Origin of the sequence: Pyrofollis japonicus (assembly GCF_033097485.1) — an archaeon.
Classification (GTDB): domain Archaea; phylum Thermoproteota; class Thermoprotei_A; order Sulfolobales; family Pyrodictiaceae; genus Pyrofollis; species Pyrofollis japonicus.
Map to the genome: position 1 here is coordinate 1,591,326 of NZ_AP028634.1, position 20,836 is coordinate 1,612,161.

Genomic DNA, 20,836 nt, shown 5'->3' on the forward strand with positions numbered 1-20,836 from the left:
TATAAATATTTTTAATAAATACTCGTATTAAGCGTGATTTGCGTAATTTTATGAGGTAATGAATATGTATAAGAACAAGACGATAGCTCTAACAGCTTCAACTATAGCAGTACTAGCAATATCAGTGCTCGCAGCCTACGCAATGTGGAGCCAACAAGTCAGCGTAACGGGCACTATAAACACCGGAGAACTTGACTGGGAATTTGTTGGCGGATCACTTGCATATATGGATGCATGCGGATTAGTTCCTGGATATGGAAATTATGCTGGAAACGATTGGAACGCATCCTACTATCCAGAACCCGGCTCTATACAACTAGATAAGGATGCTGGATGCACCAATGTAACACTGTTAGACACTGACGGCGACGGAGATTATGATGCACTAAATATAACGCTTCACAATGTATATCCGTGGTACTACACACATATAGCGTTCAAGGCGCACAACAATGACGACATCCCGCTCAAAATATGGCGAGTAACAATAGAGGGGCCATACAGTAGCGAAACATACTATGAGCTAAATGAGCAAGAGCTACAGCAAGGCGTTGAACTAGATCTTACTGGTGATAATCAGCCAGACATTACTGTATGGTGGGGCGACAACTTTGGCACGCAACTACATTATTGCCAGTCAGCAGACATAAGTCTCGATATCACAGTTCTCCAGACAGCTCCGCAAGGCAGTACGCTTTCATTCATAGTGAAGCTTGACGCGATAGCCTGGAACGAATACACAAATACCTCTATAAGTGGATAATAATGATATAAAATTATTTAATTATTTTTTCAAAATTAATACAGTTTTTATAGTGGGAAAGAGACGCTAATTTACATTGTTATAGGTATTGGTGTCATAGCAGTTGTTTAGCGATAAAATGGCTACATTACTAGCGATATTATATGTAGTAATAGTTGTCATCTTGTTTATGAGGACTAACATAGCTGTTACGCGTACAACTTCACTCCTCATAGGAGTACTGCTCTATTTAAGCATGCTAGGCTCAACCTACTGGAAGCGGACAAGCGGTTTCAAGGACGAGGCAGAAATAGCGCTAATCTCTTCACTTGTATCATTGATAGGTATCTATTCTGCTCTATCACTTATCTATGGCTTTGCAATAAACGCTCTTTCCCCAACCCTGTTTGACTCCCTGGTCAACCTTGTATACAGACTTCCACAGCTCCTTGCCACCTCGTCACTGATCTCTATGCTTGCCCTAGGCAAGAACTCAGTGCCAACCCGCCGTTTTCAACCCGTATTGGTGCTTGGCGCGTTTTTCGCATTACTATTAGACTCCCTGGATTATGCCTCGCTGACTCTACTCGTAAGGGGAGCCATGAGCCCAATTGTCTTCACTTCCAAGATAATACTCGCTACAGGTGTGATCGCATCTACATACTTGTTAGCCCGCTACGGAACAATACTGTATGGTACAGTATTTGTTCTCTCAGTAATGTTGCCATACTATGTGAGCCCCCTGCTTCCAAATGTACCTACAATATTCCTTATATTTATGGGCCTCGTACCCTCACTAGTAGCGTCAATGACCCTTCTTAACCGAATAGAGATTCCACGCCACGAGGCCAAAGGATTAACAGTTGACGCCAAGAGTGTTGTCGCGGCAACATTTGTTGCTCTTAGCCTGCTCATAGTTCTTTCAAAGGGCTATTGGCCCCTCATTATATTGAGTGGAAGCATGAAGCCAAGCATAGATGTTGGAGACATAGTAGTAGTTAAACCAGTAAGCAGGATCAATATAGGCAGTATAGTCGCCTATAAGGCTAGCAATAGAATCGTAGTACACCGAGTAATAAATATTAGTATTGATAAGTTAATAACTAAGGGTGATGCAAATAATGCCCCTGATCCGCCCATTAGTCGTAGCCAGGTCCTAGGAGTAGTTAATGTAAAGATTCCTTTGATAGGCAAGCCACTGATTGTTTTGGCAAGGCTCCTTGGAGGGAATATTTTCTCTGCTCAGCTCTTCTTAGTGCTAATGATAATTGTCGCTATAATGGCGTCCCCCCTAGTAAGGATGAGGAAGAAGTTGACATAGACAAGGCGCAGAGTACACGGTATATAGCGCAGTGTTTAAGAGCAAGAAATATATACCAATTTTCACTAATACCAGATTGTGCATAACCTAGTTTACGTCTTTCTTGATCATTACATATTCATTGATTATACGGTATGTGTTTAGCTATGAGTAATACTAGCCGTGGAGTCGGTGGCTCAAAGGGCCACTGGCTCAAGATATCTTTTATCCTAATTCTGTTTGGTGTTACACTATCATCTTTTGCAGCTGTTGGATTAATCTTTGGCCATAAAGCGAAGCCCGATACCGATACAAATACAACAAAGACGGTGGCGCTAAGGGCAGATGCGAGCCTCGAAGCATTTATGAAAAAGAGCTTGATCTATCCAAACGGCTCAACTATTATAAGAAATACTGGTGTAATTGCGTCTAAGCTACTGAGAAACAATACGCTTGTGGCAAGTTTCAAAGTAAGTGCTATTACAAGCGATGTTCCTCTGAATAGTTTCAACTACGTTATTGTCGAGAAACTCCTAGTAGGCCCCTTCGCAATAAAGCTCAAAGAGGTTAAGGGAAAAACCCTGGTTGGCAAAGAGGCTGTAATGTTGATTAATCTCTCGAAGGCTAGGAGTGTCGCAATGCGAGTTATAAATGAGACGGGCCTTAGCATTGCTACAGACGTCTTCCTAGTAACAGAAATGAATGCGGTTCTCCCTGTAGGTGGAAGAGTTGCTAAGCTTAGCCCCTCAATAAGTATGAGCCTAGGCTACAATAAAGAGCTATACAGCGTGCACGTAACCAGCAAGAATTCAACAACAACATTTTCGGAGAACCTGCCCACGCCGGTCGGGAATAGGAAAGAATCACTTGTTCCACGAGGCCTGCTCATACCATTACTAGCAATCGGTATAGCCATGTCACTTGCAGGAGGCGTAATGTATTCAAGGCTAAGCGAGCCTAGCATAGAAGAAATACTAAAAGCAACTAGTGCCCCAGTTATAGAGGCCCATGGGCTTAGGGAGAAAAGCCATATAGAAGTAGCCAATCCGCGCGACATTATTCTTCTCGCCGAAAGGACTGCCAACCCTCTTCTACGAGACAGGGGTGGGGAACTACTCTGTACTCTTCTCAATAATAACTTAGTGTGTGCAGCTTATGGCAGAGAGCCAGTTAAGCAGGGTGAGAGCTAAGGGGGTAGTTGAGCGCTCTTCGGTGACTTCATATAAGCTTTGTGCATCTCTAGTATACAATTCTTAAATAGTGCATGTTTCGCAGTATTACCTGGTTTACAAGTACGTAGCTTACATATAACGTAGCACACGTATATGATTGAATAAGGTGTAGGATTGATACCTTATGCAAACTAAGCGTGCAAAGCGCCGAGACGCGCTACTCATAGTTGGGGACATATTGTCAATTCTGAGCCATAAAGGCCCTCTTCGTAAGACCAGGCTTATGAATCTTGCAAATCTTAATCCACAGAGCCTTGAGAAGCACCTATCCACGTTGCTGGAGAAAAGACTCGTAACTAATGTTGCAAAGAATTCTGTACACCCACCGCTCTATACTATCACCCGGAAAGGCCTAATGTACCTAAGCATTATACGCCTTCTCCACAAAGAACTGAACACGCCGAGTGAGCAAAATTGTCCATGGTGCAGAAACATTCGTTCCGCAGTAACGGGGGTACTAGAATCTATCAATAGTGGTACAAAGGTCTATGAATCACTAAGCGGAAAATCAGGAACAATGTATATACACGATGCAGTCTTTTTAACCAAATCAGGAAAGGAAATAGCGATAGACTTGCTCCTCGACTCAAATAATACGCTGTCGCTGCTCTATGATCTAGGCTACATACTGCTAAGCTGTGTAGACACAAATACGGGGCACATAATAATTACCAGGGAATCACAGCACCACATATGCGAAGTGCTTCTATCCAATCCCGGATTAACATGCAAACCCTTAGTCCTTTATGTCAACGAAGCAACAACTAAAGAGTCATTAGCATACAAGATCCAAGATCTATTGTCAAAACAATAGAATAGTGATGCAGACAACTTACCCATACTTCATCGTCAAGGTCTTTAAGATTAAGAGCCCGTATAACGACATCTCAAGTAATAAATTTTAGTGCATACAGATAGCTCAAAGACTCTTTTGTCTTCGCCTCAACTCATTTAATTTACTTTTTAAAGCTAATTCCATAGCAGGGTAGAGAGGTTCTTGGACGATAGCTCCAAGGCCTTTCTACTGACTACCGTGTTTCTCTACAGCGCGTCCGCCGCTATAGCCAATATTGCTGCGGGGCTCTACGCTCTCGATATTAGTGGCAAGACTGTTTCGCTAACCCTAGCAGTTGCAGCATATAACGCCGCGTTCGCGTTCTCGAGTCTTGTCGTCGTGCCTTGGCTCGAGAGCAGGCGAAGCGGTCTCTTTCTCTCAGTTGCGCTCGTCACTGTATCCATCTCTCTGGCCCTCATGTACTTGTCTAGGAGCCTACTAGAAATAGTGCTGCTTAATGCCGTGTATGGTGCCGCAGCGGCACTGGTCCAGCCAATAGTCCTCGCAGCAGCATCGGCGCTGGAGGAGGGAAGCGAAGCCGTCCCAGAGATCAATATCGCGTCAAGCATCGGCATAATCACGGGCGACACGGTTGCCGCAGTCCTTGCAAAGGCTCTCGGCGTACAAGGACTCCTCGCATTATCGGCTCTCATAGCGCTCTTATCGGCTGCGACATCGCTGAAACTCTCATGGGTAGTCGGGGGGTCAAAGCCCCCGCTAGCTCCGAGTACGCCGCTCGTGACAGGCAGGGCGCGCTACTCTCCACCGACACATGTACCCCGTAACAGAGGCGCTGATGCGGGAGCAACCCAGATTCCTTGGCGCTTTCTCGCAGGGGTACTCCTCCTCTTCACAGCCATATCAGTATTCTTCTCCCCAATGCCGGCTTATCTAAGAGACCTCGGGTTCAGTGACTCCGAGATCTATGTATTATCAATGCTCTCTCTCGCAACCTCGACGTTGGTATATGAAGTACTCCGCAGATCAAAGCTGGCGTTAGAAAAGGCGCATCTCCTCTTGGTCTCGGCAGCCGCATTAAGGACAATAATCTTCGCAACACCGATACCCGTGTTCAGCAGAGTACTAGACCCAGGTATAACCATGCCAATGCTCTACGTGTTCGTCGGCGCAACATGGGCCCTAATCTCAACGTCACTCCCACTTATAGCTCTAACTCTGGAAGGCGAAGCCGGCGTAGGGAAAACCAACGCGTTTATGAGCATAGGCTTAGTAGTCGGGAGCACTGCTGCAAGCATCCTAGTACACTACGGTGGAGCAGATGCAACATGTATCACAGCATCCGTCCTCGCACTTGTGTCAGCACTCATACTCAGCAAGGCAAAACCAACAAGCACATCACCAGCACAGCTGTGATGCAGGAAGCACTTCTCCCGCGAACCCCGGCTCATCCCGCCTAGCAGCGGTCACCGGGGCATATACTCATTCACCGCCGGCCGCTCGCACACCAAGCACCTAAAGCCCTGCTCGCTCATCGCGGCCAGTATTCCACAGAGCCGCCCTGTATCCTTATCCGGTCTCTCCTTGCCTGCTCCCAGTAAATAGTTATATTACTTCTCGGCAAGGGTTATAAGGATTAGATAGATACTTTGATAAACAATTTAACAAGCGTTTATGGCAATAATGGTAAACGAAACAGATAGTGCACAGCATGTCGGAGAGGAGCCGGGAGAAGGATTGGTGCGGCGGCCGGGATTTGAACCCGGGATCTCCGGCTTGGCAGGCCGGCGTCCTAGTCCAGGCTAGACGACCGCCGCATCCATGTTAGGATAATAACTGGGCCCAGGAGAGGGTTAAGAAGCTTACGAAACACACTTGCCCTCCTAGAACAGACTCCATATATGGACTAGTCACGTTATCCTTATCTGAGCCCGGGGAAGCATACAGGACGAAGAGGGACACTACAAAATATGCCGAGAACACATTGCTATAGGCTTCGAGGAATCAGCGAGTACGTGTCGGCCGCGCTCCTAGCAATAATAGTCCTGGGCGTCGGCGGCCTAGTAGTGTCAAGGATAATCGAGACCACGTACACGGCGCAACAACAAGCAGAGCAGCAATCAGTCAGAGCAAAGGTAGAGGCCATGCAGGACCTAACAATAGCACTCGCATACATTAATCAGAGCGACGTGCTCCACGTAGTAGTGGTTACAGACAACACGCCAGTACTCCTCTACGACGTCTACGTGAACAATACACTCTGGAGCGACAACTGTACAGCGAGGCTCAACAATGGCTCAGAGTATCATCCGGTGCATAATGTCCGGCTCCCATACTACGCAGCAGCCGACATAGAATGCACACTGCCAGCCGGGACAAGCCTCGCAGAAGTAAAACTCGTCTACCAAGGAGGCGAGGCATATGCATCCGCGAAGAAGCCCTAGAGCAATAGCAACCATAATAGGCGGAGTACTCCTAGCCATAGCCCTACTCGCCCTCCTAGCCCTCTACTTCTACCTACAACACCAACAGCAAGAACTACAGCAAACACTATCCGAGGCAGCAGAGGAGAGAATAAACACACAGCTCCTCGCATCAACAATAAACGGCTACTATACTTATGATGGAGCGGAGCTTTATATAGAAATAACTTCGAGTGCACCTAGGGCCGTCAATATAATCAATATAAACGTCCTATGGAATAATTACACATCGCTGGTTATAGATCGTTTCACAAATCTTCAAGCTAAAGGCATTGAGATGAGAATTCAGTCATTCAATGGAGCAACGACGCTAGTTGCTTCAGTGCCCGTGGCTTTGGCTCCAGGAGACACTTTAGAAATAATTATCCCTGCTACAGCTAAACCATTATCAATAACAGCAACTATTTCTGCAAGCCCAGCCGTAGCAGTAATATCAATAAAGAAGAAGCCTGCATTCCCAGCTAACGTGACCTATCCAAATGTAACGTGTCCCCTAGTAAGTACAATACTGTTAAGTGAACCACTAAGTGGATACGTTGTTGCCGAAAAGGCTGCTACTACTCAGCTTCTAGGAAATTATACTCAAGTCCCGGATAGCTATCAAGTACTAAGAGGAGGCCAAGTCACTGGTTCACTCAATAACTTGGCAAGCGTAGATGGTTTAACTCTTAATATAAGGAGCATATATGCGCCTTTATGTCCAGGACTTAGTGGCTGGAACTATATGAGAAAAATAACTATAAGTAATCCAAACAGTTATAGCTATGACGATATCCAGATTAGAATCGAACTCAATTCTACAAATTTCGAGTTTAGCCATGCGAAAAACGATGGAAGCGATATACGAATACTTGCATCAGATTGCACTCCCCTATACTACTGGATAGAGAAATGGGACCCTCAAAACGGTCACGCTGTAATATGGGTAAAAATACCTCATATAGATGCTAATTCTAATCAGACAGTATTTCTCGTTTACGGTAATCCATCAGCACAACCAGACACCGAGCACGAAGGCCTCACAAAAGTCATGACGGAGCTCCCTGCAAACGATGGTCCAGGGTACACAATCTACTACCAGGAATGGATAATGCCGGTAAATGGTCTTGTGGGTGATGGAAATTCAATGAATTGGCACGCCGATGATGGGTCGTGGCTACTGTCTTTGCCCTTTAAGTTTCCTTACTATGATAGATATATCAATCAAGTTTATGTTGATAGTAATGGTTTTGTATCAAATCATACAATTCAGTTTGATTGGATATATAGCGAAAATAATCTAAAACAAAACTTAATAATTGCCCCTCTCTGGGCAGACTTAACAACACAAAGTCCACATGATATATACGTTCTGAATAATTATGAAGATAACTACGGAAATGGTACGGTCATAAGATGGAATGCCGGAGTATACGTACGCATATCCAGGGTAAAGATACTGGTAGGAGAAGCTAACTTTGAGTTAATATTGTATGACAATGGTTTAATACGATTTAATTATGGAGATGTAACAACGCTTCTCCCTTCTGTCTTCCTCGTCAATCCTGTCGTAGGCTTATCTTTGGGCGATGGCAGGCATTATACCATAGCTTCATATAACCGGATGGATCTTAATAGTTTAGATCATGCAAACTCTTTGATGTTCTGGCCTCGTAAAAAACCTCAGCAAGAACTTCAGGCGTATGTCGGTACCGAAGAATCTTTCAACAAGTATATAATTGATATTAAATTCTCAAAGGATTTAGGCTATGCTTTCCTTAGAAATATAGCGCTTGTGGCTGCATCTCCTAGCGGTGTAAGCTATCACTATGAAATAAAGATCAGCATATCTAATATAAATCTCTATATAGAAAGAGCTGCGGCCTCGGACCCAGTCATAAAAACGATAGAGTTTAATAAATTAGTAAATGGCTTGTTAGAAATCGAAATAGTTGTGTTCTCAGATAATAATATCTCTTTTTCTCTTGATAAACTAACTATCTCTTACTCACCTGCGACTTTAACGGAAAAAGGCATATATATAGCATCGAACAGCACAGCCGATTATATTTTGAAGCTCGATACATTGACTAATGCTACAGCAAAAATAACTCTTCCATCACAGCTCCAGGGCCAAGGATATATAGCGATTTCACCCTACATGGGATCTTCACCTATTTTGTGGGTTGCAAGAGGTAAAAATGCAGCTGAGTACATAATTGCCAATAATACATGGCAAAGAATAATAGCACTATCAACTCCGCTGGGTCCAGGAGGCTTTATCGCGTTTAACGGAACACATCTATACTACTGCCCCGGTGATGGCTACAACTACATAGATATATACGACGTTACTACGAATAGTCTTGTGTCTCGAGTAGCATTACCTAGCAATATTACTCGTTGGTCGAGTGTAGCGTATGTAGGATCAATACTATATATCCATACAGGCGAAACCAACCGGCTGATTGCTATAGATCTAGCAACCGGCTCCGTAACGGATCTAGGACAGACTCCTCTTCTCTATAGCGTAGGCATGGACTATGGATCGTCAAGCATGAAACTCTATGTTGCTATCCGCGGCGGCGGCATTATGACCTATGACACGGTCTCTAAACAGTGGGGTTCGCTTAATTACGCTTTACCTTTTTATCCATTCTCTCCCGGTGACAGGCTCGCTATAATTAATGATAAGATTTATTTCGTGAGAGGAGATGGAACTGCTCAAGTGATTGTAATAGATATTTCATAAGGATAGCGCATAGCTGAGATTAAGCTTAATAAGGCTTCACTAGTAGCTATGTACCACTATACTTGGCCGCGGCCTAGTCCGCGGAAGGGGCTGCGCGGTTGCCGCGGTAGTATAGCCCGGCCAAGTATGCGGGCCTTTCAAGCCCGTGACCCGGGTTCAAATCCCGGCCGCGGCACCAATTCCTACAACTAAATCCTATGCGATTCCTAACTTGGTTTCCTTGTTGAATAGCTTGTATTGTAAGGCATGTGAAGTATTTCTGAGAGTTCATTGTGGAATTCTTAGTGTTTTCTGTATCGGCTTTATAGTCTAGGGGAATGTTGTTGGTCTGTGTATCTCGTGTATCTTAGTGGAGCTTGTATCTCGGTGTACTGGTTTCTTCTTGTAGAGCGTTGTTTAGTTTTATTTTTTATCGTTGGTTAGAATGCATAGTGTAGTTTCAATATTGAAGCTTAATATTCGCTTAGAGTATAGATGACGGTTTTAGCTTTGTTATAATATATGAGTATATTGTATTTATTTGTCGGGTTCTTGGTACGGTGTGCTTTTTCCTTATATGTTTATTTGTTTGGTTTGATGCTGGTTAGGTTATTTATTATTGCTGGGCTCTGTGTGGGATAGTTATGGTGCCTTGTAATAGGCTATATTTGGGTGATGGTAGTGGTTTTGGAGTTTTCTAGGGCTCTCTCCTATGGCTCTATCTATGTTCCTAGGGAGTTGTTCGAGATACTTTACGAGGTCTTCGGCGTCAAGGAGCCGGTTGCCAGCGGGTTGGCAGTGGCTCGAAGAGATATGAGTGTCGGGGAGGTTGAGGAGGCTATTCGGAAGAGGAGCTTCTTGTTCCACGATACGCGCTACTTGTTGGTTGATTCTCTGGATTTCCCTGGGAGCTTGCTCTGGATGAAAACGGTGTATGTTTACACCGATAGGATGGAGGGGAAGAACATTGCTGAGCCTAAGGTGATTGATCCGATGCCTTGTAGGCGGCTTTATGGTGACCCTGTTGCACTTGACGAGCTATTGGTTTGTCGCGCGCTTTACCCGTTGATAGGTAGGCACGTGGTGTTCAAGGCTGCCCTCATATTCAAGGCGCGTAAGAAGGTTATCGATGTTGATGTGGAGGGTCTTTGCAGGGGGGTAACGAGCGTTGCTAGGAGGTATGGTGGTGTTCCTGTTTACTTGCCTATAGTTCTGAGGCAAAGTGTTGACAAGATAGTTGGTGTCTTGGAGGAGAGAGGTATAGACCCGGAGATTCTTAGGTCGGGTAGCGTTGACCCGTTGGCCGACCTCGTTGACGAGATTATTGCTGAGTCTATGAGGCTTTCCGGCCTGAGAGTACCCGGCGGGGGCGCCCCGTAAGAGTGTTCTTCTATTCCCGTTGTTTGTCTCGGTGCTGTTTTCTACCTGTACTAGAGCTTAAGGGTACTCGGGCCACGTGATATGGCTAGAAGTGTTTGTCTAGAGTCTACGCGCATGGGCAGCGTTAGGCCTGTTTATCCGAGGCATGCTAACCGCTATGGCACTCTCCATGGTGGTAGGCTTGCCTGGTGGCTGCTAGAGTCCGGAGCGATGGCTGCGATGAGGGCTACGAGGGGATATGTTGTCCTCGGCGCTATTGACTACTTGTTCATACTTGAGCCGGTACGGGTAGGGGAGCTTTTCGAGACGTATTCCTGGGTCATAGGGTCTACGAGCCACACGGTGGACGTCCTGAGCTATGGTGTCGCGAGTTCTGCAGGAGGAGGATCGCCTAGGCTTGTGAGCCTTAGCATACAGACATATGTTGCTGTTGATGAGTCTGTGAGGTCTCGTGAGCATGGTGCAAGTATTAGGGCTTGTAGTTTTGAGGGCGAAGCGCTCCTTAATATCCACGAGGAGTGGCTCCGTGAGCGCCGCGAACTAGTGGAGAAGCGGCACGAGGTTGCCAGGGATACCTCGAGGCTAAGCGTTCCCTACCGGGTTGAGAGCTATGAGATAGTTTACCCGGAGTCTACTTTCTCGCTTCCAAGGGTCTTAGATGCAACGAAGTTCTTCTACAGTATTGATAGCCTTGGCGCGCTCGCGGCGATGAAGGCCACGGGCTCCCCCGTGGTAACGGCTAGCTTCGACGCAGCAGTCTTCGCGTCACCCGCCTATGTTGGCGACGTTTTGCGCGCAGAAGCAGGCGTCACGGGAGTGGGCAGAACCAGCCTAGAGGTCCTAGTAAAAGTGGTTGCTGAGAACCCGATAGAGGAGCGCGAGAACACAGTAGCACAGCTCTACATGGTGCTCGTCTCCATAGGCCCCGACGGACGCCCCGCCGAGCCGAGGAGGAAGCCACAGGTCCCAGAGGACCTCCAGAAAGGGTTCGAGCTACGCCGCATAGTTCGCCAAAAGAAGCGCGAACGGATAAAAGAGATACTGCACCTAGTAGAGGCGCTGCCCAAGTAGGTGTCAAGGTCTTAGCCGCCTGCCGCTGGCGGGAAGAACGCTACGGCGTCGCCATCCCTAAGCCTTGTCTTCTCGCCCTCAAGCCAATCAATAAGCCTGCCATTAACCAGTACCTTTGTCTCCTCGTTTATACTATCGCCTTGCACGAGCCGCCCCTGGAGCTTCGGAAACTTCTCCTCAAGCATCCTGGCAAGCTCTATGACCGTAGTACCATCGGGGACCTCTAGCTCCACGAGGTGCTTGCGGCCAGCAAGCTCATAGTACTCTGCGAACAGCTTCACCCTAACCCTAGCCATAACTCGTCACCACTCCTCGGAAAAGGAGTCTAAAACGCGGCAGCCCCTAATAGGGTAGCCCATCATGGGCGCGGAAGGAAGCTGGGCGCCGCGTGCTCCCCCGGCTTTGCGCCCTCGATGCCCTAATTGATAGGTGGCATTGCTTCGTCTACAGAGCCTTTGCTATGAATATGCCGTCCTTATCCCTAATAATCCTCGCAACAGTCAAGCTGCCTACGCGTAGGCCCCTGGACCCTACGAGTGTGACTACGCGCTGCTTGTCAAGGGTTACTGCGAGGTACTCGCCCCGGAGCCATCCCGGCCCAGCTACTTGGAGCTTGACGCGGGAGCCTCGGCGGAAGGGCTGCTTAATCCTAGGAGCATAGCTCATGCCCCACTCCTCCATGCTCCAGGAGAGCCGCTTCCCCAGCTTCTCCTCGAGCCTCCTCAGCCACTCCCAGTACTTTTCCCAGCTAACCTCCCTCACGCCCTCAGGGTGCCTACCATACCTGTGGCGGATATACTTCTGAATAGTTACGGGCGGCCACTTCTTACCTGCGCCGATGCGATAAGCCCACTCAACTATCTCGACCACATCTTCGTCGTTAAGCCCGGGAAGCCAGACAGGTGTCACGTGCAGGTCTATGCTAGTCTCCCTGGCAACGTACTCAGCTACTTCTCTAACCCTCTTGGCGCTATACCACGGAGTGCCGGTGAGCCTCCTTGCCTTCTCCTCGTTAAGGCTCTCTATGCTGAGATTTATGCGATCCAGTCCAGCCTCCTCCAAGGCGTCCACGATCTTCCTGGAGAGTGTCGCCCCGTGGGTCTCGGCGGCAACGCTCCTCACAACGCCTGTCTCCTTGAGTAGCCTCACAAGCCTAGGCAGCCAGGGATAAGTAAAGGGGTCTCCAACACCGTCTATGAGGGCCTCGACAGCCACGCCCTTCTCTACTGCGACACGGTGAACCCACTCAGCAAGCCACTCAGGGTCAACAATGTATTCGGCCTGCCTCCACCGGCTCCGGGGCCCCGCATCAACGCTACAGAACACGCAGCTAAGCACGCAGAGAGTCGTCGGCCGCACCTGGAGCACGTTAGTGCCTCTATCTATAACCCCGAAGGCAATGTGGCCTAGGAGCGGAAAGGGCCTATCCACGTAGAAGACGGGCCTGCCCCATGCACGCCTCCAGACCTTGAGGCCAAGCGCTTCAGCAATCTGTTCCTCTATCAGCAGCCTTCCCCTCACAGAGCACGGTACCTCTTGCTCCATTAGCGCTAAGTGTCTCCTAGAACCCTCTTATCAAGCTATCAAGCCTGGGTTCTCCTTACCCTGGGCCTACACCCCGGTGGAGGGGGCTCATTGCATCCCGCAAGGGCTTGCAACTCCCTAGTCCATTCACGTATTTGTTCTCCGCGCCTAGCGTAACGGGTATCGCTCAGCCCGATGACGTAGACATGTATGGTTCTCAGTATATCGTTCTCGTCTCGCAGCCTAGGAGTATAGACTGGCACCCAGCCGGGCACAGGAAAATCAATAGTAACTACTCGTGCACCAGGCCTTAGCTCCTCCTCAAGCTTGGATCTCAGCGCCTCGTTTATGCTACGGTAAAGATACATGTAGACCAGTGTGGCGCCTTGTAGGCTAGTCTTGAAGAAGTCTTGCTCGATTATCTCTACCCGGTCCTCTACGCCATCCATGTGCGCCTTGGCCCTCGCAGCCTCAACTAGCACCGGGTCAATCTCAACGCCAACAGCTCTGCGGACACAGAACTCGCGTGCAGCAATAATCACGGCTCGCCCGTCTCCCGCACCCAGGTCGTAGACGGTGTCGCAGGGCGACGCCCATGCAGCCTCAAGCGCGGCATAGACTATGCTCAGCGGAGTAGGTATCCAGGGGGCAACCTTCCCGCCTCTCTGCCACACAATAATCCCCGAAAGACTATAATAACTACTCCATGTTTTAACGACACCTATGAATGCGGGAAACTAATCAATGAGATGTCCGCAAAAGGTCCGGGGCTATGAAGGGGTGCGTCGCCGGAATAGATGATGGCTACTTTAAGCGCGGCTGGCGCAAAACAACCTTTGTCCTTGCAGCGCATTGCTGGAGAAACAATGCTCTATGTCCGTGCCTGGTGCTTGGCGACTTTGTCGAAATCGATGGTATGGATTCAACGGACAAGGCGATAAGCCTTGTTAAGAGAGCTCTGCGTGAGCTAGACGGGCTCGAGGCAGTACTCCTTGACACAGTCATATTTGCTGGCTTCAACATACTCGATGCAAGAAGGCTTAACGAGGAAACAAGTGTTCCTGTTATCCCCGTCTTCTGGTACGAGCCAGATCGAGACGCAGTACGCAGAGCAATAACCAAGCACTTCGACGACGCGGAGCAAAGGCTCAAGCTCCTCGAAGAAACATGGTCGAGACTGACGAGGATCGTGTGCAGCAAGGGCTCCCTACTAATAGCTCCCTACGGCTTGAGTACTGATAAGGCGTGGGAACTCGTCTGTAGCCTGCAAATATATACTCGTCAACCTGAACCACTCTTTACAGCCCATGTAATGGCCTCAAGGCTTTCTAGCATTTTCCTCGGAGAGAACAAGCAATAATCATCGCAACGTATTATCGTTGTTATCGTTATCCGTAACAGTATTGTGTTTAGCTGGGTTTCACTTACTCAATAGTTTTTTAGTCCTGGGTAATCATAGAATGTGAGTGGTGTAGCGCGTTTTGCCCAAGAAAATACTAGTCCTCGGCGGTGGCTCTGGCGGCGTTGTTGCGGCTAGAAAACTCGCGCTCGAGGCTAGGAAGCATAAGGACCTTGACATCGAGGTAACGCTGGTAACTAACTCGGAATGGCACGAGTTCCAGCCCCTTTACTTTGACGTAGCGCTTGGCGCAGCAGTGCCAGACGAAGTGCGTGCCCCCATAAAGAACATGGAGAAGTTCGGAGTAAAAGTCGTAATAGATACAGTCAAGAAGATAGACGCTGCTAAGCGAACTGTTACGGGTGAGAAAGGGAGCTACAACTACGACTACCTCATAGTGAGCCTAGGTGTCAAGTACGGATGGGACGCCTACCCTGGCCTAGCAGAGGCAGGCGTCCATAACTATACACTTGACGGCGCACTCGAAATGGCAAAAGCAATGGCGGCCTTCAAGGAGGGCAAAATCGTAGTGTTGGTACCTGAATCGCCTCACAGGTGCGGTATGTACCCATTTGAGGTATCTACTCAGCTCGCAGAGACGTTTAAGAAGATAGGCAGGAAAGTCGAGGTAACACTTGTAGGGCCTTATCCGGACATATTCCCTCTCGGCAAGGACGTGACGAGGCCGTGGAAAGAGAAGTTCGAGGAACTCGGCATCGAGTATATTAGGCACAACGGCTTACAGGAAGTAGACCCGTCGAGAAAGATTATACGTGCCGGAAACATAGAGGAGCGCTACGACCTACTAATCAAGGTGCCGCCCTCTAGGCTTCCAGATCCTCTAGCCGAGAGCGAAGGCTTCCAGTGGAAGCAGGACCCAAGATGGGCCCCGGTCCGGGCTAGGGACTTCCGCCACCCCGACTACGATGACGTCTTCCTCATAGGCGAGCACTCAATGCCTCCGGCAGGTCTGCCAACAGCAGGTGTGCCAATACACTTTGCAGCCGATTACGTAGCAGAAATAGTGCTCAATGAACTATTAGGCGGCTACCCGATAATGGGCTATTACACGATGATGGATTGTGTGGGCTACTTCGGTCTCAGCGGTTATGCAGGGACATGTGAGACGGTGTTCGACGAGAGCACCGAGAAGTGGAAGCTGACGTGCTACACATTGATGAGGTCGCCGATCATAAGGCTCATGAAGGAGGCATTCTACAAGGCATGGATAGCCTCGCTCAAGTAGCATAACCTAAGCTCGAGTACATGTTAGATGGGGTGGTTAGTCCATGAGTGAGAAGGAAAAAGTACTCCTCGACGAGGAGAGCCTCAAGGTACTCGAAGACCTAGTAGAGATAGCAGTACGCCTCAAAGAGAGCGGACTACTCGATATGCTCAAAATACTAGCTGAGAAAAGTACGGATATATTCGCATACATTTCCACCGAGGTGCCAATACACCGGCTCCTAGCACTGGGTGATGCAGCCACAGCGGCGGCTGCCAAGCTAAAGCCCGAAGAAGTAGTAGAAATGAAGATCAACGTTGAGGAGGCGACAGAGTGCCTCTTTAAATCACTTGCAGCGGCAAAAATGACTGAGGTAAGGCCTGTGTCAACCCTTGGCCTCCTACGAGTCCTCGGAGACAAGGACGTACAGGCAGGACTAGGCTTCCTCATACTGCTCGCAAAGAACCTAGGAGCATGCATAAGGTCGAAAGCCCAGAAGTAATCCTTTCCCTATACAGTGTTTTTGCTCAACCATTTATCTTAAATTATATTCCATTCCTTGTGCCAAACTCGGCTCCCATAGCTGATCACGGCCCTACATGAGCAAGAGAGGAAATATTCTAAATTGAGGCCTGGTAACTTGTACCTTGTAATCCGCGTGGGTTATGAGTAGGGAGAAAAGGTGGACCCGGAAGGCCCGCAGCGGCGTGTAGCGGGCCGGCCGGGATTTGAACCCGGGACCTACGGGTTAAAAGCCCGCCGCTCTTCCAGGCTGAGCTACCGGCCCATGCCCGTGGATAGAGTTTCTACCACTATGTGTGGGGATAATTAGGTCTTCGGTTACTCGGCCTCTTCTAGCTCCCTAATTATTTCCCTCAGCCGGGGATCCTGTGCTATTGCTGACAGCACGGTTTTTTCATCGGCTGCGAGTGTTATCATTCGCGTCTTGCCATAGCGTCCCCTACTCACAACCCTAGCGGATAAGACTCCTAGCATGTCTAGCTCGTTGATTATGTCGCTTATCCTTCTCTGCGTGACAGCCTCAACGCCTACTCTCTGGGTTAGTTCGCGGTAGTGTGAGTACAACTCGCCTGTTGTTGTGTATGGTCGCCCAGATATGTGTTGAGCCCGGAGCGCGGCCAGTATGGCTAGCCTCGCGTGGAGCGGAAGCGTGGAGACGACCTCGTATATCCGGTCTCTCTCGAGCTGCACCCAGGCCTTCTTCACATGCTCGACCGTGACTCTGGGGCTATTCTCGCGCTCAGCCATCTCGCCGGCTACCCTGAGGAGGTCAAGGGCTCGCCTGGCGTCGCCGTGCTCTCTTGCAGCTAGTGCTGCACAGTATGATATGACTGCCTCGTCAACTACGCCTGGCTGGAAGGCCTGGCTAGCCCTCTCCCACAAGATATCGCGCAGCTGCTCGGCATTGTATGGCGGGAACACTACTTCTTCCTCTCCTAGGCTGCTCCGGACACGGGCATCAAGCATCTCGACAAACTTGACGTCATTGGTTATGCCCACGAGGGACACCTTGGTAGAGCCCGGTGGGAGGTCATATCCTATTCTTGTGAGCTTGTATAGGAGGTCGTCGCCGCGTCGCCGGACTAGCCAGTCAACCTCGTCGAGGACAACTATGAGTACGCCTTGCTGCTTGGAGAGGGCGCGTACGAGCCTCGTATAGATCTCAGCTGTAGAGAGGCCCGTGAATGGCACTCTTACCCCGATCGCGGAGGCAATGTCTGCTAAGACCTTGTACGGTGTGTCGCGCTGCCTAGTATTGACGTAGACGTAGCGAACGTTTACTCCAAGCTGCTTCGCCTTAGCCTCCAACCTTTGCAAAACGTAGAGAGTCACAGCGGTCTTACCGGTGCCGGTAAGACCGTAGATAAACAAGTTGTTAGGCCTACTCCCCTTAAGCGCCTGGGCTAACACGCTGCCAACGCGTCGTATCTCCTCCTCCCGGTGGGGAAGCCTATCCGGAATATAGTCTGGGCTAAGGATGTCACGGTTCCGGAAAATCCTTGACGCTACTACGCGCTCAAATATCTCGTCAAGCACGTCGCTCAAGGTCCTAGAAGCCCCCGTTTCAGATGCTTCAAGTAGAGCAATGGAGAAGATTATAACGCATAGGGCCTAAAGGAGGCACTGGTCTTAGAGTAGCCCGGCCACAGACAAGCATATGAGTATTACTCCTATAGTCGTCTGGAGAAGAAGCAGTATGACAGTAACTTCGGGCTCTCTTGCTCTTCCACGTAGCCTTCTCAAAACCCTTATTGCGAAATGAGTCAGGCTATACACCTTGTCATACGGCTCTATGAGACTTCCGTCTTCTCGGGGTATGCCGAAGTTTTCCTTGTATACACCGTTCCTAAGCCCACGCAAGAAGAGCATAAACTCTATGAAGTAGAGCGTGAACAGCGATACCCCGAACTTCTCCATGTTGCCCAGCACGACGAGCGCTGCATAGTAGGCCCCAACACCATAGGTCAGAGCGTTTCCTGGGAAGACACGTGCAGGATACCAATTATAGAGCAAGAACCCCAACAGAGTCATCATCATTATTAGAGCCGCCTGCACAATGAACACGAGGCCCTTCATATAGGCATAGATCGACGTGAACAACATGAGGAGAATTCCCATACCTGCCTCGAGGCCATTATACCCTGCAAGCATGTTGAAGGCATTGGCTGCACCAAGAACTCCTATAGGGACTGCTAGCAGCGGATAAGCCAGCCCTAGGTCAACGACACCTATGAGCGGTAGCGCGAGAGTCGATTTACCGGCTTTGATGACTACGAGAGGCAGCGCGACTGGAGCCATGAAGACTATCCGGGCCCATCTCGGAAGCCCCTTCTTCCAGCCAAGTATGTCGTCTAGAAATCCTATGAAGGTTGCAAGCAAGAGCAGAGAGACAAGGGCATAGAGCTCGGCAGGATAATACATGCTGTTGGAAAGGTATGTGTAGAGTGCCTCTAGAACCAGTAAGCCGAAAGCGGCAGCAACGATAGCCCAGACGCCTCCAGCTTCTGCAACCTTTACGTCGCCAGGCTTGTTCATATCTTTGCCGACGAGGCCTCTCTCGTGTGCAGCCCTAATCCAGGCTGGCTCAACAGCAACGACTATGGCGAAGGCTACAATACTGCTCGTAACAGCGTAGACGATGTCGGCGGAGTTCAACCCTCTTCCCTTCCCGTGCGCAAAGCCCTAGTCTCACATACGCTCACTTTACCATGTTCACAGCGAGGACAAAAATGCTTCCAAGCACTAATAGAGCACAGTACTGTTAGACCACTGCGATTACCCGGTATCTAGTGGCCTCATACTTATGCTTGGCAAGCGGTTCAGCAAGAACGCGATATCAAGAGCCCTCAGCTCTCCAATACCGGGATGCCTGGCAAGCCTGCCAGGATCGTCTCGCAACACGTCTTCAAGCTCCTTAACGACTTCTAGCAATGGTCTCCCCCTGTTTCTCGCCGAAAGAGCAGCTATCACCGAGTAGGTATTGAACTGGTAGGCGTCCTCCAAGTGAATATTGTGCATAATAGGTATGGGCGTCTCCAAGGTCTTTGAGTCAAGCATTTTCGCCCTAACCCTGGGCTTGCGAAGCTCCTTAGCTGACTCGATAACCCTTTTCCGGGGAGGCTTGTACCTCGCAGTGCTGCGCAATGTGAGTAGTTTTGAGGCGAGTTCTCTAGCACTCTGAGTAGCATCTCTAGGTCGATAATCCTCCATAACTACCACTGTGTCCGCGGCGCCTAGTAATGGGAGAGAACCAGTACTTACAACTATGATGGAGATGCCGTGTTCGACCATGCTCCTAGCCAGCTCTGAAAGCGGTGTCACGGTACGCCTCCCCATGATCCCCGTGACGCGCTCATCCAAGTAGAGCATGTTCGTGGCAGCTGTATCCTCGTCGAGTAGTAGTAGCTTTGCTCCAGCCTCTACTGCTTCCTGTATCGCTGCAGCAACGCTAGTTGCACCGCTTGCATCGCTTGTTGAGAAGCACTTGGAGGGCTTCTTCCCCGGCAGGTCATGGATAAAGGGCTCAACGTCTACGCAGCTGATATACCTGCCATCTTCTGCTCTGATATACATAGCCTCACGTACTGTGACTACGCGTTCTCTCCCATCGCCCGGTATGTGGTTCCACACGCCTGCCGCAATTGCTTCTAGCAGCGTAGTTTTGCCGTGGAAAGCACTCCCAGCGATAACCGTGACTCCCCTCCTTATCCCCATCCCCGTGACAGTGCCGCAGCAATCGGTCTCAATCTCTACGCGTAGGCTAGGAGGCGACTCAAAGGGCACGGCGCCTGGAAGAGGCTCTTCGCAGCCGCCGCACTTCCTAGGCAGTACTGCGCCATCGCCCACAAAGGCCACTAAGCCGAGTCCTTGTAGTTTCTCGCGTAGCTCTTCCTGAAGCCTCCACGTGTCCAGGTGTGTTCTAAGGCTAGCAGTATCGCGCCTCGCTCCACTGATTGACGCGCGAACGGCTTCCGGTACATCCCTTAACAGTAGCTCCTCAGCCTCTTCGCCGAGGACGCGCCTCCTCCTAGAAGGCAGGCCTACGTGAAGCCTTGCAACAGCTACGTTTCTTCTCACTACCAGCGAGGAGCGCTTAATCATTATAGGCCCGGGCCTCGGTACGCCGAGGTAGCCGCTGTGCCCCTCTCCTACCTTCCTACTCCGGCGTCGGAGCTCCGTGTAGAGCCTCCGTAACAGCCAGTCAGCAAGCGCCACCGGGTAGCGAAGCATCCAGGAATCAAGACTTGTAAGCCTAACCGTTGCCTCAACAACGCTCGGCGGCGCAAAGGGGTCACCCTGGACCTTTACAACTCTTATCCTAACACCCTTTACCTCCTCCTCGGCGCCCAGGAGCTCCTTGTACGCCTTGTAGCCTCTCCCATCGATACGGCGGAGAACCTTACTGACAAGCCTCAAGGCGCGCCTACACCCTTTGTGTACCTCGGCTACGAGCGC

The 20,836-nt window shown here is 49.5% G+C and carries 18 protein-coding genes and 3 tRNA genes; 13 read left to right on the forward strand and 8 right to left on the reverse strand.

What is annotated here, in order from left to right; translation table 11 throughout:
* Nucleotides 1–64 precede the first annotated feature (64 nt).
* The 5 genes from SBG41_RS08355 to SBG41_RS08375 all read left to right on the forward strand — a co-directional run bounded on the left by SBG41_RS08355 (nt 65) and on the right by SBG41_RS08375 (nt 5,483).
* Nucleotides 65–763 (forward strand): hypothetical protein, encoded by a 699-nt coding sequence (locus SBG41_RS08355; RefSeq protein ID WP_317895087.1) that lies wholly within the window; start codon nt 65–67, stop codon nt 761–763.
* Between the two features lie 103 nt (nt 764–866).
* Nucleotides 867–2,063: a signal peptidase I gene (locus tag SBG41_RS08360; protein WP_317895088.1), complete on the forward strand. Its 1,197-nt coding sequence runs from the start codon at nt 867–869 to the stop codon at nt 2,061–2,063.
* A gap of 146 nt (nt 2,064–2,209) precedes the next feature.
* Nucleotides 2,210–3,232 (forward strand): hypothetical protein, encoded by a 1,023-nt coding sequence (locus SBG41_RS08365; protein WP_317895089.1) that lies wholly within the window; start codon nt 2,210–2,212, stop codon nt 3,230–3,232.
* A 166-nt stretch (nt 3,233–3,398) separates the two neighbouring features.
* The gene (locus SBG41_RS08370) at nt 3,399–4,088 is read left to right on the forward strand and encodes a winged helix-turn-helix domain-containing protein (protein WP_317895090.1); all 690 of its coding nucleotides are present in this window, start codon (nt 3,399–3,401) and stop codon (nt 4,086–4,088) included.
* Nucleotides 4,089–4,271: 183 nt separating this feature from the next.
* Entirely contained in the window at nt 4,272–5,483 is a 1,212-nt protein-coding gene (locus SBG41_RS08375; RefSeq protein WP_317895091.1) for an MFS transporter, read from the forward strand.
* Between the two features lie 322 nt (nt 5,484–5,805).
* Here the strand turns inward: SBG41_RS08375 and SBG41_RS08380 are convergent.
* Nucleotides 5,806–5,884, reverse strand: a tRNA-Gly gene (locus SBG41_RS08380).
* Nucleotides 5,885–6,037: 153 nt separating this feature from the next.
* Here SBG41_RS08380 and SBG41_RS08385 point away from each other — a divergent pair.
* The 5 genes from SBG41_RS08385 (at nt 6,038) to SBG41_RS08405 (ending at nt 11,711) form a co-directional block, all read left to right on the forward strand.
* A complete protein-coding gene (locus SBG41_RS08385; RefSeq protein WP_317895092.1) occupies nt 6,038–6,511 on the forward strand; it encodes a hypothetical protein in 474 nt (157 codons plus the stop codon).
* The gene (locus SBG41_RS08390; protein ID WP_317895093.1) at nt 6,489–9,281 is read left to right on the forward strand and encodes a YncE family protein; all 2,793 of its coding nucleotides are present in this window, start codon (nt 6,489–6,491) and stop codon (nt 9,279–9,281) included. The genes SBG41_RS08385 and SBG41_RS08390 overlap by 23 nt, the downstream gene beginning before the upstream one ends.
* A 100-nt stretch (nt 9,282–9,381) precedes the next feature.
* Nucleotides 9,382–9,459, forward strand: a tRNA-Glu gene (locus SBG41_RS08395).
* 482 nt (nt 9,460–9,941) lie between these two features.
* Nucleotides 9,942–10,640 (forward strand): hypothetical protein, encoded by a 699-nt coding sequence (locus tag SBG41_RS08400; protein ID WP_317895094.1) that lies wholly within the window; start codon nt 9,942–9,944, stop codon nt 10,638–10,640.
* An 81-nt stretch (nt 10,641–10,721) separates the two neighbouring features.
* The gene (locus tag SBG41_RS08405) at nt 10,722–11,711 is read left to right on the forward strand and encodes an acyl-CoA thioesterase (protein WP_317895095.1); all 990 of its coding nucleotides are present in this window, start codon (nt 10,722–10,724) and stop codon (nt 11,709–11,711) included.
* Between the two features lie 11 nt (nt 11,712–11,722).
* Here SBG41_RS08405 and SBG41_RS08410 read toward each other — a convergent pair whose 3' ends face one another.
* The 3 genes from SBG41_RS08410 to SBG41_RS08420 all read right to left on the reverse strand — a co-directional run bounded on the left by SBG41_RS08410 (nt 11,723) and on the right by SBG41_RS08420 (nt 13,909).
* Nucleotides 11,723–12,007, reverse strand: coding sequence for a ubiquitin-like small modifier protein 1 (locus SBG41_RS08410; protein ID WP_317895096.1), 285 nt, complete (start codon nt 12,005–12,007; stop codon nt 11,723–11,725).
* A gap of 148 nt (nt 12,008–12,155) precedes the next feature.
* Nucleotides 12,156–13,256 carry a radical SAM protein gene (locus tag SBG41_RS08415; RefSeq protein WP_317895097.1) on the reverse strand — a complete coding sequence of 367 codons (1,101 nt, stop codon included), beginning with the start codon at nt 13,254–13,256 and terminating at the stop codon, nt 12,156–12,158.
* 38 nt (nt 13,257–13,294) lie between these two features.
* A complete protein-coding gene (locus tag SBG41_RS08420; RefSeq protein ID WP_317895098.1) occupies nt 13,295–13,909 on the reverse strand; it encodes an SAM-dependent methyltransferase in 615 nt (204 codons plus the stop codon).
* 98 nt (nt 13,910–14,007) lie between these two features.
* Between SBG41_RS08420 and SBG41_RS08425 the strand changes: the two genes are divergently transcribed.
* The 3 genes from SBG41_RS08425 to SBG41_RS08435 all read left to right on the forward strand — a co-directional run bounded on the left by SBG41_RS08425 (nt 14,008) and on the right by SBG41_RS08435 (nt 16,361).
* Nucleotides 14,008–14,595, forward strand: a complete 588-nt coding sequence (locus SBG41_RS08425; RefSeq protein WP_317895099.1) for an endonuclease dU — start codon at nt 14,008–14,010, stop codon at nt 14,593–14,595.
* 121 nt (nt 14,596–14,716) lie between these two features.
* A complete protein-coding gene (locus SBG41_RS08430) occupies nt 14,717–15,880 on the forward strand; it encodes an NAD(P)/FAD-dependent oxidoreductase (protein WP_317895100.1) in 1,164 nt (387 codons plus the stop codon).
* A 43-nt stretch (nt 15,881–15,923) separates the two neighbouring features.
* Nucleotides 15,924–16,361 (forward strand): DUF1641 domain-containing protein, encoded by a 438-nt coding sequence (locus SBG41_RS08435; protein WP_317895101.1) that lies wholly within the window; start codon nt 15,924–15,926, stop codon nt 16,359–16,361.
* Between the two features lie 211 nt (nt 16,362–16,572).
* On the opposite strand, the gene SBG41_RS08440 is transcribed toward SBG41_RS08435, so the two are convergent.
* From SBG41_RS08440 to SBG41_RS08455, 4 genes are all read right to left on the reverse strand, one after another.
* Nucleotides 16,573–16,646: transfer RNA gene (locus SBG41_RS08440), tRNA-Lys, on the reverse strand.
* 53 nt (nt 16,647–16,699) lie between these two features.
* Nucleotides 16,700–17,926, reverse strand: coding sequence for a Cdc6/Cdc18 family protein (locus SBG41_RS08445; RefSeq protein WP_317895102.1), 1,227 nt, complete (start codon nt 17,924–17,926; stop codon nt 16,700–16,702).
* Nucleotides 17,927–18,010: 84 nt separating this feature from the next.
* Nucleotides 18,011–19,036: an MraY family glycosyltransferase gene (locus tag SBG41_RS08450; RefSeq protein ID WP_317895103.1), complete on the reverse strand. Its 1,026-nt coding sequence runs from the start codon at nt 19,034–19,036 to the stop codon at nt 18,011–18,013.
* A 120-nt stretch (nt 19,037–19,156) separates the two neighbouring features.
* Entirely contained in the window at nt 19,157–20,797 is a 1,641-nt protein-coding gene (locus SBG41_RS08455) for an ABC-ATPase domain-containing protein (protein ID WP_317895104.1), read from the reverse strand.
* Nucleotides 20,798–20,836 lie beyond the last annotated feature (39 nt).